The organism is Leadbetterella sp. DM7 (assembly GCF_040829825.2).
Classification (GTDB): Bacteria; Bacteroidota; Bacteroidia; order Cytophagales; family Spirosomataceae; genus Leadbetterella.
This window is the reverse complement of the sequence record NZ_JBFOLH020000004.1, coordinates 337,274-350,052: the sequence shown is the minus strand read 5'-3', so window position 1 is coordinate 350,052 and position 12,779 is coordinate 337,274. Positions and strand designations below refer to the sequence as shown.

The 12,779-nt window shown below is 49.7% G+C and carries 14 protein-coding genes; 8 read left to right on the top strand and 6 right to left on the bottom strand.

Going from position 1 to position 12,779, the window contains the following annotated elements:
- Nucleotides 1–31: 31 nt before the first annotated feature.
- From AB2U10_RS07095 to AB2U10_RS07075, 5 genes are all read right to left on the bottom strand, one after another.
- Nucleotides 32–1,639 carry a glycerol-3-phosphate dehydrogenase/oxidase gene (locus tag AB2U10_RS07095; RefSeq protein WP_367913654.1) on the bottom strand — a complete coding sequence of 536 codons (1,608 nt, stop codon included), beginning with the start codon at nucleotides 1,637–1,639 and terminating at the stop codon, nucleotides 32–34.
- Between the two features lie 202 nt (nucleotides 1,640–1,841).
- The gene (locus AB2U10_RS07090) at nucleotides 1,842–2,297 is read right to left on the bottom strand and encodes a DUF8785 domain-containing protein (RefSeq protein WP_367913653.1); all 456 of its coding nucleotides are present in this window, start codon (nucleotides 2,295–2,297) and stop codon (nucleotides 1,842–1,844) included.
- 59 nt (nucleotides 2,298–2,356) lie between these two features.
- The gene (locus tag AB2U10_RS07085; protein ID WP_367913652.1) at nucleotides 2,357–2,965 is read right to left on the bottom strand and encodes an RluA family pseudouridine synthase; all 609 of its coding nucleotides are present in this window, start codon (nucleotides 2,963–2,965) and stop codon (nucleotides 2,357–2,359) included.
- A gap of 7 nt (nucleotides 2,966–2,972) precedes the next feature.
- A complete protein-coding gene (locus AB2U10_RS07080) occupies nucleotides 2,973–3,797 on the bottom strand; it encodes a universal stress protein (protein ID WP_367913651.1) in 825 nt (274 codons plus the stop codon).
- Between the two features lie 320 nt (nucleotides 3,798–4,117).
- Entirely contained in the window at nucleotides 4,118–4,897 is a 780-nt protein-coding gene (locus AB2U10_RS07075) for an SDR family oxidoreductase (protein ID WP_367913650.1), read from the bottom strand.
- Between the two features lie 177 nt (nucleotides 4,898–5,074).
- Here AB2U10_RS07075 and AB2U10_RS07070 point away from each other — a divergent pair, with 177 nt between their 5' ends.
- The 7 genes from AB2U10_RS07070 to AB2U10_RS07040 all read left to right on the top strand — a co-directional run bounded on the left by AB2U10_RS07070 (nucleotide 5,075) and on the right by AB2U10_RS07040 (nucleotide 11,197).
- Nucleotides 5,075–5,692, top strand: coding sequence for a DUF502 domain-containing protein (locus AB2U10_RS07070; RefSeq protein ID WP_367913649.1), 618 nt, complete (start codon nucleotides 5,075–5,077; stop codon nucleotides 5,690–5,692).
- Nucleotides 5,689–6,312: a hypothetical protein gene (locus tag AB2U10_RS07065; RefSeq protein WP_367913648.1), complete on the top strand. Its 624-nt coding sequence runs from the start codon at nucleotides 5,689–5,691 to the stop codon at nucleotides 6,310–6,312. Before AB2U10_RS07070 ends, AB2U10_RS07065 begins: the two co-directional genes overlap by 4 nt.
- A gap of 213 nt (nucleotides 6,313–6,525) precedes the next feature.
- Entirely contained in the window at nucleotides 6,526–7,287 is a 762-nt protein-coding gene (locus tag AB2U10_RS07060; RefSeq protein WP_367913647.1) for a hypothetical protein, read from the top strand.
- Nucleotides 7,274–8,131 carry a lipoyl synthase gene (lipA, locus tag AB2U10_RS07055; protein WP_367913646.1) on the top strand — a complete coding sequence of 286 codons (858 nt, stop codon included), beginning with the start codon at nucleotides 7,274–7,276 and terminating at the stop codon, nucleotides 8,129–8,131. The genes AB2U10_RS07060 and lipA overlap by 14 nt, the downstream gene beginning before the upstream one ends.
- Before the next feature lie 251 nt (nucleotides 8,132–8,382).
- Nucleotides 8,383–9,654, top strand: coding sequence for a methionine adenosyltransferase (metK, locus tag AB2U10_RS07050; RefSeq protein ID WP_367913645.1), 1,272 nt, complete (start codon nucleotides 8,383–8,385; stop codon nucleotides 9,652–9,654).
- Between the two features lie 104 nt (nucleotides 9,655–9,758).
- Nucleotides 9,759–10,634, top strand: a complete 876-nt coding sequence (gene sucD / locus AB2U10_RS07045; RefSeq protein ID WP_367913644.1) for a succinate--CoA ligase subunit alpha — start codon at nucleotides 9,759–9,761, stop codon at nucleotides 10,632–10,634.
- A gap of 83 nt (nucleotides 10,635–10,717) precedes the next feature.
- Complete coding sequence (locus tag AB2U10_RS07040; protein ID WP_367913643.1) at nucleotides 10,718–11,197, top strand: hypothetical protein; 480 nt, start codon at nucleotides 10,718–10,720, stop codon at nucleotides 11,195–11,197.
- 68 nt (nucleotides 11,198–11,265) lie between these two features.
- On the opposite strand, the gene AB2U10_RS07035 is transcribed toward AB2U10_RS07040, so the two are convergent.
- Nucleotides 11,266–12,195: a malate dehydrogenase gene (locus AB2U10_RS07035; RefSeq protein WP_367913642.1), complete on the bottom strand. Its 930-nt coding sequence runs from the start codon at nucleotides 12,193–12,195 to the stop codon at nucleotides 11,266–11,268.
- Nucleotides 12,196–12,343: 148 nt separating this feature from the next.
- Here AB2U10_RS07035 and AB2U10_RS07030 point away from each other — a divergent pair, with 148 nt between their 5' ends.
- Entirely contained in the window at nucleotides 12,344–12,778 is a 435-nt protein-coding gene (locus AB2U10_RS07030) for a YkvA family protein (protein ID WP_493820339.1), read from the top strand.
- Nucleotide 12,779 lies beyond the last annotated feature (1 nt).

Genomic DNA, 12,779 nt, shown 5'->3' with positions numbered 1-12,779 from the left:
CAGGAACTGAGGTTATTAAGTTCCTGCGGAACTAATTACCCGGAACGATCATCCATTGCTGTAACATCTCCCCATATTCTCTTATCTCCCTCTCCTTTCTCTCCACACTCCATCCCAGCTCCGCTGCCATGATCTCCCCTACTTTTTCTACCGACTCGAAGCATGACTGCCAGTCAAGGATCTCCCAGCGAACCCTCCGGGCCATAAAATCACGAACGGTTTGTGCCATTTCGTGCCGGCAGGCAAAAATCACTTCTGCCGCCAGGTAGGGCTGGGCAGGGTGCAATCTTTCTTCTTTCCGGCCATCAATGGCCAGCACTTCAGGAGCCAGGCAACCGTAATAGCTCAGCAGGCGTTGCCACAACAGGTCTTCCTGATCGGCCGGCTGGCTGATTTCTTCGTCATTTCCCACCAGCTTGTAATCGTGCGTACGGCATATATTCTTTTTACCGAAGAGGGTATCCACGGCATCCATAGTATCCTGGGCCATCAGGCGGTAGGTGGTCCATTTGCCACCCAAAAGGCTGACCAGTCCGCTTTCTTCGTCCACTTCCACTTCATGGTCACGCAGCAGCGATTTGGTGTTTTCTTCACTTCTCCGCCGGGCCAGCAGCAGGGGGCGCACACCGCCGAAGCCGGCTTTCACCTCATGCATCCCCGGCACATCTTTCAGGTAGGGCCGGGCGGTTTCCAGGAGGTAAGCAGCCTCCTCTTTTTCAAGCCGGGGTTCTTCGTTTCCGCCTTTATAAGGGGTATCTGTAGTGCCGATCATCACTTTCCCCCGGAACGGGATTACAAAAATCAAACGCCCGTCAGAGGTCTTCGGGATCAGCATGGCTTTGTCACCTTCAAAATACTTTCCCGGAAGCATCACGTGCACCCCCTTGGAAGGTGCAATCCGCCGCTCTTCTGCCGGGTTGGCCATCAGCCGTATGGTATCTGAAAAGGGACCGGTACAATTAATGAAGAGCGTGCTTTGCAGGGTAAAGGTTTCCCCGCTCAGTACGTCTTCTACCCGGGCCGCAGACAGCTTCCCGCCAGCCTCTTTTTCAAAGCCGGTCAGGCGGCAATAATTGGCCGCGGCAGCCCCTTCGCGGTAAGCCGTTTTTACCAGGGCCATCACGTAGCGGGCATCGTCGAGCTGTCCATCGTAATACAGCACACCGCTATGAGCCTTTGCCGTAATATGGGGGCTTTCGGTGAGCATTTCCTTGCGGGTCAGCCACCGGGCCGACGGAAAATGGTCTTTTAACGCAAAGAAACCATACAGTTTAAGGCCTATAAAGTAATAGAACCCTTCAAAAGCGCTGAAAACGGGCGTAATAATGCCCAGTTTTTTGGTGATATAACGGGCGTTGGAGTAGAGGTACTTTCTCTCGCGAAGTCCGTGCTTTACCTGCTTCAGCTGTCCGAAATCAAAGTTTTTGAAGGCCTGTTCCAGGTATCTTACCCCGCCGTGGATCAGCTTGGTAGATTTGGAAGAGGTTTGTCCGCAGAAATCCCCGCCGTCGATCAGGGCTACTTTATACCCTCTCAAAGCGGCATCCAGGGCCACACCGGCCCCGCTGGCGCCGGCACCTATGATACATATATCAAACTTTTCATGCGAAAGCCGGCTTAAGCTATGCCCTCTGTTCATTCGGAAATATTCGGTTTATGCAAAGCTACGGAAAAAGTTGGTAGTTCCGGGTACAATAGTTGCGAGTTCCGGGTGATTAGTTCCGGGTAGATAGTTTAGCAGGAATGTAACACCCTTAACTCCCGGACGTAAGTCCGGAGGACACGATCAGCATTTCTCTCCTTCGCGACCGGTTACGGCCGGAAAAACCGGTCGCCGGCCATTAAATCATTTCGGTCGAATCAGCCGGCAGGCTGTCGGTAGTGGTTTCCTGGGGCGCAGGCAGAAGATGCCGGGGTTCGATCCGCTCTATTTTAGGCAGGAACTGCACATCGGTCACAATGTATTTGGTGTCACCGTTCCACGGAAATTTCACAAATTTCTCCTGGTAAATGAGCGTTACGCGCTCACCGGTAGACAGCGCCTGGCGCAGCTTTGCCACAACGGAGTCCTCTTTGGTGGAAAAATCCCAGTAACGGGGCGAAAGCGAGCCGGTTTCTCCTGAGTAACCGCCTTCCATCAGCTGGCCTTCATACGTTTTAAATATATACCCGCGCTCACTGAATTTGGAGATCGTACCTGCCCGGTCGCCGGAAGAATAATAACCGGTACTCACAAACCAAAGCACCCCCAGGAAAACCAGGAAGATGATAAACAGGAAAATTTTAAACTTGCGCATGATCTCGTTTGATTGAATAATGCTGCAAACCAACAAAAAAAATTACGAACCCCGAAATTTTAGGACAGCTTTTGTAGCACCCCATACCGCTCCCATTCTCCCGGCAACGGGATTTCCACCGAAATATCCTGTACAGACACCTGCGTGCAGCACAAAAAAATACTGCCGTCGGGTGAGCTGCGCTTATACCCGTACCGCAGATCGCCCACTATCGGGCTGCCAATGGCCGCCAGCTGAGCCCTGATCTGGTGGAACCGGCCTGTAGCGATCTGTATCTCGAGCAGGTGATAACGTTCTGACGAGCAGAGCACACGGTAATGAAGCACCGCCGGCTTGCTTCCTTTCTCCTCCCGGTTAAAAACACGGGCTTTGGCCTCCTTGCGTATCCAGTGAACAAGCTCGCCGCTGTCGGCTTCCGGGCGGCGGGCCACTACGCAATGATACACTTTCCGGATCGCCCCTTCCTGCAGGTACCGGCTCCATTTCCGGGCGGCAGCGGCCTCTTTGGCCAGGATCATCAGCCCGCTTACCCGCTTGTCGAGGCGGGTGATGCAATGGGTTCCCGGAAACCGTGCGGGCACAGCATCGCCGTCTGTAAGGTCTTCCTGTGCCGACATCCCCGGAGGTTTACAGATGATGTATACTTCCTCGTTTTCAAAAACAACCATCTTCAGGCTACAGGGGTAAGGATAACAAAGGCACTTGACTCCCCGATGCCATGATCCGGGTCTTGCTCCGGTGGATCAGCGAGCCCCAGAAGCCATAGCGGTTAGGCACCATGATCAGCATATCGGCTTTGATCTCTGCCAGCTCTTTCTGGATTTCCCGGATAACGGCATTCGATTCCACATTTTTATAAAAATAGCGCACTCCTTCTACGCCTTCGCCAAACGCATTTTCCGTACTGGTACGGATACCTGCTTTTTCTATTTCCTTCACCTTGTCGCTGACATGAAAAATCTCCACCTGCTCTGCACCGAAACCGGCCGCCACCTCCTTCACTTTCTGCAACACGCTCAGGTGTACTCCCCGCAGGATATCGGCAGCAAAGAGGATAGTCCGGATCCCTTCAAACTTTACCCCGGACGGGATAGCCAGCACCGGGAACCGCAAACGGTTAATCACCGAAGTGGTAGTATTTCCCAGCATATCCTGCTCCAGCGACTTTTCAGCCATTCCCAGCACCAGGATATCCGCATTAAAATAGGCTATGCTCTGTTTCAGCTCGGTATAAAAATCGTCTTTATGCCAGTCGGCCTCTGCGTGAATGCCGTAGCGCGCAGCAATTTCCGCGGCGCGGTCTTCAAGCTTTTTCCGGCTGGCCTTATACAGCTCGTCAAATGAACCCGGACCCAGCCGCGAATTCATGGCATGTACAGATAATTTATACAGGTGAAACAAAACCACCCTCGCACCCACCATCCGGGCGGCTGCAGCGGCATATTCTACTGCGTTTTCCGCCTCTTTCGAATAATCTGTAGCTACTAATATTACTTTCATCGCACTTAAACTTTTCGGAAAGATACATCATTTCCGGGTACCGGTTTATGATATTCGTCATTCCCCGGTACGAAAAAAAGCATAGTCGTAATGACCATGCTTTTCCTTTCATTAACCAATTAATTCTTTCTTTTATTTTGCTTTTTCAAGAGTAAAGCTCTTTGCTCATTATCACTACATCTTTTACCGGGTACAGGGCAAAATTCTTAAAATCATGACAAATTGAATATTTTTTTTGACAATTCCTATAAAAAGCAGTATTACTATTTTGTTAAATAGCAAAACAGTAGAATATTCATTCAATCTGTACAGGGCAGCCGTCAAATACTTCCTGTTCTTCCGCCGTCGGCCCGGATGCTCGCCCCGGTGATGTAGGAAGCCGCCGGGGTACAAAGAAATGCGGCCAGTGCGGCTATCTCTTCCGGCCGGCCGAACCTCCCCAAAGGCACCTCAGACCGCATGCCGGCCGCCACTTCTTCGGGGGTGCTATTTTTCGCCGCCGCATTACCGGCGATCAGGCTTTCGAGCCGGTCCGTCTCCGTAAAGCCGGGCAGCACGTTATTCACCGTTATACCGAAAGGGGCCAGCTCATTCGACAGCGTTTTGGCCCATGATGCCGTAGCGCCGCGGATGGTATTGCTCACGCCCAGTCCTTTCAGGGGGATTTTGACCGAAGTGGAGATCACATTCACGATCCGTCCGTAGCCGGCTGCTTTCATGCCTCCGGTAAAAATCCGGGCAAGCAGCTGGTTACAGATCACATGCTGGCTGAACGCCTCCAGGAACTGCGCGTCATCGGCATCCAGAAGCGCTCCTCCACGGGGTCCGCCGGTATTGTTAATCAGGATATGCACAGGCCCTTCTATGCTTTCTGCCGCCGCCTTCACCCGGGCGACATCGCTGAAATCGGCCACCCGGTAGCTGTGCTGCTGCTCTCCCTGCCGGGCCAGCTCTGCCACGGCAGCTTTCAGTTTTTCCTCGTTTCGGGCCATCAATATACAGTTGGCACCCAAAAGGGCCAGCTCTGTGGCAATGGCTTTTCCGATTCCGGCTGTACTGCCACATACCAGGGCCGTCAGGTTTCTCAGATCCAGGTTCATTTTTATTTTGCGCTGTTTACTGACCGCAAATTTACCTCACCCCGCAATTTCTCAAAATCTTTTCCGCCCGAAGTTTGCCGCGGTCATAAACTTATTCAGGAAGCCGGATAACGCGGTCTCAAAATAAAACCTTAATTTTGGACCTGAAATAACACTTCTCCACCCCGGTTTTGCGCTATGGGAAATACAGTACGATATTTATTCAACAGGCTTGCCTCTTATTTTCTGCGCGGGCTTGTTTTTATAGCCCCGGTGGGCATCACCGTTCTCATTCTTTTCTCGGCTTTTGATTTCGTAGACAGCCTCGGAAGAATACAGTTTGAGAGCTGGTCTGATCCCAATAAAAAATTCTTTATCCCGGGGCTCGGCTTCCTCATCGTGGTGGGCGGTACAGCCTTTATCGGCCTGCTGTTCACCCGTATCCTGCCTTTCACTATCCAGAACTGGCTGGAAGAAAAGCTCACCAACCTGCCGATTGTAAAAATTTTCTATTCAGCCACTAAAGATCTTATTTCTGCGTTCTTAGGAGAAAAGAAAAAGTTCACCACCGGTGTGCTGGTTACTATAAACTATCATCCTGTAGTAAAGAAAATGGGATTTCTGACCCAGGAAAACCTGGACATATTCAACCTGCCTGACATGGTGTCGGTCTACTGCCCGCACGGGTACGCCATTTCAGGCCAGACGTTTATTGTATCCCGTGAGAATGTGGAGATCCTGAACGTACCCAGCACAGAGTTAATGAAAATGGCTATATCCGGCGGTGTATCCATCAGTGAGGTAAAACAGCCATGAAAAAAATACTTGTCCTTATTGCCGTCAGCTGCTTTTTTCGTGCGCCCGGCTGCTTCGCGCAAAACACCGAAGACCTGAACCTGGGAAAGGAGCCCCACAAAAGAACCGCGCTGGGCGTTGACGAGCTACTCCGTAAAAACGACCCCAAATCGTACAAGGCCATCACCACCAAAACCCCTTTCATGGTCGTGGCCAATTACCGGAACGGGAAAAGGTGGCGCTATTTTGAGGGAGATGTTTTCCGGTTCAAAACCCGCGACGGACGGTATTTTGAAGAAGACCTGGCCTTCATTGAAGACAGCACGTTTACCATTTACAAATACGACGGGTCGGCCCGGAGAATGGAGCAGCTGAGCTTTCGGTCCGATGAGGTCAGCTCGGTGTACAAATACAAACGGGGGGGTGTGCTGAAGACCGGCTTACTCAGCATGGGCCCGTTTGTTCCCATGGCCCTGCTTGACTGGGGGCTGTACAATAACCCGCCCCACAAAAACAAAGATTTCCTGTGGATAGCGCCCATTGTGGGCGCAGGCAATATCCTGATCTTTAAGCATAGGAACCTGTTCAACAAACAAAAGCTCGGGAATAATAAAGCTCTTAAAATCGTAGTTCCCCTTTAATAATAGCAGCCGCTTCGGTTGAATGCATTGTATCAGCAGGCCACGGTTACAATCTCTCGTTCAACCCCCGTTTTGTTGTGATACATGAGGTAATGGTAAAATGGATTCGTGACCAAAATTAAAACAGGATGTGCATTAGAACAAATTATTCTTCCGGATCGTTAGTACTTTAAGCGATAAAAATCTATTTTTACTTATTCATCGGGTGCTAAAATGTTAAAAAAAATACTTACTTCCTTATGGATCATCACGCTGGCCTGGCCGTCTTTTGCGCAAAAAGAGGAGGAAGAAAGCATAGATACCAAAACCCTCGCTTTCGGTGCCACCACCAGTAATTTCACCAGCCTCATCGGCGGCGTGGTGGTCAGGAGCTCCACCCCCGTTTCGGTACGAAAAAACAAAACCGTTTACCGGTACCTGGCCATAGAAGCCGTTAACCTGAAAAACCCGAGGGAATACAGCCGGTTTACAGGTTTCGGGCCCAAGTTTACCATAGGGAAACGCAATTACCTCTTCTCGGTACGACCGGAATACGGCCGGGAATATGCCGTTTTTCAAAAAACACGCGATAGTAACATCGGGCTAAGCCTGATCTTTGCAGCAGGTCCCAGCCTGGGCTTCCTGAAACCTTACTACGTCAGGTACGAAGACAATAACGCCTTTGTGCAGTTTGATCCCAATATCAAAGGAAATATCGTGGGCGTGGGCGGCATACTTAAAAACGGTTTCCGCGGAATGAAATTTACGCCCGGCCTGCACGCCAAAATTGCAGCCAACATTGACATTAACACCTTTAACGACAATGTCACCGGGCTGGAGATCGGCACCACGGTGGAGTCGTTTTTTAAAAAACCTGAAATACTGGCTTCAACTTTCTCCGATAATCCGCAGACCTTTGTCAGTGTTTACCTAACTTTGTATTTTGGAAATAAATCGATCGTCAAGAAGAAAGACGCTGGCAATGGAATTGATTGAAAGGAAAAAAAGACCTGACTGGCTACGTGTTAAATTACCTATCGGAGAAAATTACAGGAAGGTTCGGGAAATAGTCGATAATAACAAGCTTCATACCATCTGCCAGAGCGGAAACTGCCCCAATATGGGCGAATGCTGGGGCGAAGGGACAGCTACTTTTATGATTCTCGGCAACGTATGTACCCGCAGCTGTAACTTCTGCGCCGTAGCCACCGGGCGCCCTACCGAATACGATACCGCCGAGCCCGAAAGAGTAGCGGAAGCCATTCATACCATGGGCGTGAAACATGCGGTAATCACGTCAGTCAACCGCGACGAGCTGAAAGACAAAGGAGCCGAGATCTGGTACCAGACCGTGGTAAAAACCAAAGCGCTCTCTCCGAAAACCACCATTGAAACGCTGATTCCCGATACCAAAAGCGACTGGGATGCCCTGTACAGGATGATCTCGGCCGGCCAGGAAGTGGTTTCTCACAACATGGAAACCGTACGAAGCTTCTACCGCAAGATACGTCCCCAGGCCAAATACGACCGGAGCCTGGAGCAGATCAGGCGCACCAAAGAATACGGGAAACGTACCAAAACCGGTATCATGCTGGGCTTTGGCGAGAAAAAGGAAGAAGTATTTGAAGCCATGGACGACCTGGCCCGGGTGGGTTGTGACATTCTCACGCTGGGACAATACCTCCAGCCTACCAAAATGCACCACGAGGTCATTGAATTTATTCACCCCGACCTGTTTGAAGAATACCGGGTGGAAGGCCTTAAAAGAGGAATAAAGTATGTAGAATCGGGCCCGCTGGTACGTTCTTCCTACCACTCGGAAAGACACGTGAATGTGTAAGCTGTCAGTTTTATAAAATACCCATAAACAGAGTTCTCCGGAAGCTATAAAGGCCAACAGCTGAAGGCTGACAGCTGATAGCTGTTTTATCTAATAGACAAAGAAATAGCAGATAAATCATCTATTATAACACAGTTAACAAGATTAATTAACTAATACTATTTCAAGTAACAAAAAAAATCACCAAATTTGCTCCCTCGTATTCCTGCGGGTATGTGGCAGGCAATCGTGACATAAATTACATCTTAACTATGGCATATTTATTTACTTCGGAATCTGTTTCCGAAGGGCATCCCGACAAAGTTGCTGACCAGATATCCGATGCGCTGATCGATCATTTCCTGGCCTTCGACCCGAATTCCAAAGTAGCCTGTGAAACCCTGGTAACTACCGGGCTGGTGGTGCTGGCGGGTGAAGTGAACACCTCCACCTACCTGGATGTGCAGTCGATTGCCCGCGATGTGATCCGGAAAATCGGCTATACCAAGGCTGAATATATGTTTGAAGCCAACTCGTGCGGTATTATTTCAGCTATCCATGAGCAGTCGCAGGACATCAACCAGGGAGTAGACCGGAAGTCGGACGATGATTTCGAAGCCAGAGCCAATGCCCAGGGTGCCGGTGACCAGGGAATGATGTTCGGGTATGCTACCCGCGAGACGGAAAATTACATGCCGCTGGCGCTGGATCTTTCCCATAAAATACTGCAGGAAATTGCCGCGGTAAGAAGAGAGAACAAGGAAATCACCTATCTCCGCCCCGACACCAAGTCGCAGGTAACCATTGAATATGCCGACGACAACCGTCCGCAGCGCATTGACACCATTGTGATCTCTACCCAGCACGATGATTTTGCCGGAGACGAAGAAATGCTGGCCCGTATCAAGGCTGACATGATCAATATTGTTATCCCGCGGGTAAAAGCCCGTCTGAAGCCGGAACTCCGGCCTCTTTTCACCGATGACATCACCTACCACATTAACCCTACCGGTAAATTTGTGATCGGCGGACCGCACGGCGACTCGGGCCTGACCGGCCGGAAGATCATCGTGGATACCTATGGCGGCAAAGGAGCTCACGGCGGAGGTGCCTTCTCCGGGAAAGACCCTTCAAAAGTAGACCGTTCAGCGGCCTATGCCACCCGTCATATTGCCAAAAACCTGGTAGCGGCAGGCGTTTGTGACGAAGTGCTGGTGCAGGTTTCCTATGCCATTGGCGTAGCACAGCCCTGCGGCCTGTTTGTGAACACTTACGGTACCTCAAAAGTGAACCTGACCGACGGCGAAATTGCACGTGTGGTGGAGAAGATCTTCGACCTTCGCCCCTATGCCATTGAGCAACGCCTGAAGCTGCGTACACCCATCTACTCCGAAACCGCCGCTTACGGCCACATGGGAAGAGAACCGAAAACAGTGAAGAAGGTATTTGAAAATGCCGGTCAGCGTACAGAGCTTGAAGTAGAGCTTTTCACCTGGGAGAAGCTTGACTACGTAGACAAGGTAAAAGAAGCCTTCGGTCTCTGATTTCCCGGATGAGAATTTGTATTTTTCTAATTTGAGAGGTACATTTGGACGATTTTATAAACTTTGGAATTTCTAAAACCGACATCTGTCAAACCAAGTAAAAAATGAGTATTCTTGTAAACAAAAATTCGAAGGTAATAGTACAGGGCTTCACCGGCTCGGAAGGAACATTTCATGCAGGCCAAATGATCGAGTACGGCACAAATGTGGTGGGAGGCGTTACTCCGGGAAAAGGAGGACAAACTCACCTGGACCGACCTGTATTCAATACTGTTGAAGAAGCTGTTAAAGAAACCGGAGCAGATGTTTCGATCATTTTTGTACCGCCCGGGTTTGCTGCAGATGCCATTATGGAAGCCGCTCAGGCAGGTATCAAAGTAATTGTTTGTATCACAGAAGGTATTCCTACAAAAGATATGGTAAAAGCCAAATCTTTCATTTCTGCCTATAACACCACGCTTATCGGGCCGAACTGTCCCGGTATTATCACCGCTGAAGAAGCTAAAGTAGGGATCATGCCCGGCTTTATCTTCAAAAAAGGCACCATCGGTGTGGTTTCCAAGTCGGGTACGCTGACCTACGAAGCCGTAGACCAGCTGACCAAAGCAGGCCTGGGCCAGACCACGGCCATCGGTATCGGCGGTGACCCCATCATCGGAACCACCACCAAGCAGGCCGTGGAAATGCTGATGAATGACCCCGAAACAGAAGGTATTGTCATGATCGGTGAGATCGGCGGAGGCATGGAAGCAGAAGCCGCCCGCTACATCAGGGAAACCGGAAATAAAAAACCGGTGGTAGGCTTTATTGCCGGCCAGACCGCTCCCAAAGGAAGAAGAATGGGGCATGCCGGGGCTATCATCGGGGGTGCTGATGACACTGCTGCCGCCAAAATGGCCATCATGCGCGAGTGCGGCATTCACGTAGTAGACTCTCCGGCAGAGATCGGTGAGACCATGTTGAAAGCTTTAGGAAAGTAAAAAACAAACTTTGGCATAATTTTTAAACTCTGATTTACCAGAATCAGAGTTTTTTTCGTTCTATAAATTAACAACGTGTGAATATGAGACCTGTACTGTATTTTGCTTTTCTGCTATTGGTGGCTTCTGCCTGTGATAAAAAAGAGGTGAGCCTGTCGGCAATGGATACGTTTACCGGCGGAAAACAAAAAGAATGGCTGATTGCCGAGAACTTCTTTTCAGGGGTCGATGTCACTAAAATGGAAGATTGCTACAGCGATGACAGCGTTATTTTCTCAAAAGGCGATGAAAGCGAAGATAAGCTGATCCCTATCTACAGATGGCTGAAGAACGCTAAAAAATGCAGCGGGCTGGACGAAGACCTGAAGTTGTACTTTTTCCTGACCGGGAAGACCATTATTTTCGGTGATCAGGATGTGCTCACCAACGGCACCGGTGATATATGGAATATTGATAAAGCTGAAAATACGGAAATTATTCTCAGCCAGAACAAAGGTACCGCAGATGAGCGGCGGTTACGATTTATACCGAAAACACAGGTTACTACCGGACCTGAAAAATAAAAAAACGCAGATCGGGCCCGGAGAAGCTTAACGGCTTCTTTTTCCGGCTGATCTGCGTTTTTTACATTTTATAAAGCTGCATTCATGGCCCGAACGGCCGCTGCTGATTTCTCGAATGCCGCTTTTTCTTCGTTAGAAAGACGCAGCGTTACGATCCTCTCCCAGCCGTTACGGCCGATAACCACCGGCACACCCATACAGATGTCTTTCTGGCCGTATTCTCCGTTCAGGTAAACGCAGGAAGGAATAATTTTCTTTTCATCGCGCAGGATAGCCTCTACCACCTGCCCGATGGCCGCTCCCGGCGCATACCAGGCTGAAGTTCCCAGCAGGCCGGTCAGCGTAGCGCCGCCTACCATGGTTTTGTCAGCAACTTCTTTCAGCTGCTCAGCCGACAGGAACCGGCTTACCGGGATGCTGTTCCAGGTAGCCAGACGGGTCAGCGGGATCATGGTGGTATCTCCGTGGCCGCCGATCACCATTCCCTGCAGGTCACTTTGTGCTACGCCAAGCGCTTCACCCAGGCGGTAACGGAAACGCGATGAGTCGAGCGCTCCGCCCATACCGATCACCCTGCGCTTGGAAATCCCCATTTCAGCAGCAATCTTATAGGTCAGGTAGGTCATGGTATCCATAGGATTGGAAACAATGATGATGACCGCTTTGGGCGAAACCTCCAGGGCATTCCGTACCACGCCGCCTACAATCTGGGCATTGGTACCGATCAGCTCCTCGCGGGTCATGCCCGGCTTGCGCGGGATACCCGAAGTCACCACGATCACATCTGATTTTGCCGTTTTGGAATAATCGCCGGTAACCCCGGTTAAACGGGTATCAAAGCCTTCTATAGAGGCCGTCTGGGCGAGATCCATAGCTTTTCCTTCTGCAAAACCTTCTTTGATGTCAAGAATGACAACCTCAGAAGCAATTTCCTTCCGGGCTATGTTATCAGCGGCTGTTGCGCCAACCGCTCCCGCTCCGATAATGGTAACTTTCATTATGTTATTGAAAAATTTTTAAGTTGAACAATACTATACAAAAATATCTTTATTTTTTTATTTTCTTATCAATATTGAACTTTGATTTTCGTTTTTTATGTTTGAAAGGTGCGTGCTCTGACCGGAAAAAAATTCACTTAGGTAAAATATGAAAAAAACAGGCTTCTTAAAAACGATACTCGGTTCTGTATTCTTTAAAAATTCTTTTCTTAAAGCCAGCCGTTTATCCAAAAACTCAAAAGGGATCATCTTACTTCTGGGTACGGTTTTTGCCAAAATGAAATCAGAAGGCGGCAAGTCGCCGTTCCGTAAAATAAAAGACAGTGTCAAGTCGATGGGTCTTCTCTTAAGGCACTATGCCAATGGAAGTTACCGGAATGTGGAAGGCAAAAACGTGGTGATCATCCTGGCCGGCATGATTTATTTTCTTTCGCCGATAGACCTCATTCCCGATATTCTCCCGGTGATAGGTTTTGCCGATGACATTGCGCTTATGACCTTCATTTACAACAGTGTAGCCGATGAAATAGAGAAATTTGACCTCTGGCTGCTTAACCAGAAAACAGAGGTTACCGAAGGGTAGA

Coding starts and splice junctions, on each gene's coding strand:
- AB2U10_RS07080 (WP_367913651.1), bottom strand. CDS start 3,797: ATGAAAGTAATATTAGTAGCTACAGATTATTCGAAAGAGGCGGAAAAC.
- AB2U10_RS07095 (WP_367913654.1), bottom strand. CDS start 1,639: ATGAACAGAGGGCATAGCTTAAGCCGGCTTTCGCATGAAAAGTTTGAT.
- AB2U10_RS07065 (WP_367913648.1), top strand. CDS start 5,689: ATGAAAAAAATACTTGTCCTTATTGCCGTCAGCTGCTTTTTTCGTGCG.
- metK (WP_367913645.1), top strand. CDS start 8,383: ATGGCATATTTATTTACTTCGGAATCTGTTTCCGAAGGGCATCCCGAC.
- AB2U10_RS07075 (WP_367913650.1), bottom strand. CDS start 4,897: ATGAACCTGGATCTGAGAAACCTGACGGCCCTGGTATGTGGCAGTACA.
- sucD (WP_367913644.1), top strand. CDS start 9,759: ATGAGTATTCTTGTAAACAAAAATTCGAAGGTAATAGTACAGGGCTTC.
- AB2U10_RS07060 (WP_367913647.1), top strand. CDS start 6,526: ATGTTAAAAAAAATACTTACTTCCTTATGGATCATCACGCTGGCCTGG.
- AB2U10_RS07030 (WP_493820339.1), top strand. CDS start 12,344: ATGAAAAAAACAGGCTTCTTAAAAACGATACTCGGTTCTGTATTCTTT.
- AB2U10_RS07035 (WP_367913642.1), bottom strand. CDS start 12,195: ATGAAAGTTACCATTATCGGAGCGGGAGCGGTTGGCGCAACAGCCGCT.
- AB2U10_RS07070 (WP_367913649.1), top strand. CDS start 5,075: ATGGGAAATACAGTACGATATTTATTCAACAGGCTTGCCTCTTATTTT.
- lipA (WP_367913646.1), top strand. CDS start 7,274: ATGGAATTGATTGAAAGGAAAAAAAGACCTGACTGGCTACGTGTTAAA.
- AB2U10_RS07090 (WP_367913653.1), bottom strand. CDS start 2,297: ATGCGCAAGTTTAAAATTTTCCTGTTTATCATCTTCCTGGTTTTCCTG.
- AB2U10_RS07040 (WP_367913643.1), top strand. CDS start 10,718: ATGAGACCTGTACTGTATTTTGCTTTTCTGCTATTGGTGGCTTCTGCC.
- AB2U10_RS07085 (WP_367913652.1), bottom strand. CDS start 2,965: ATGGTTGTTTTTGAAAACGAGGAAGTATACATCATCTGTAAACCTCCG.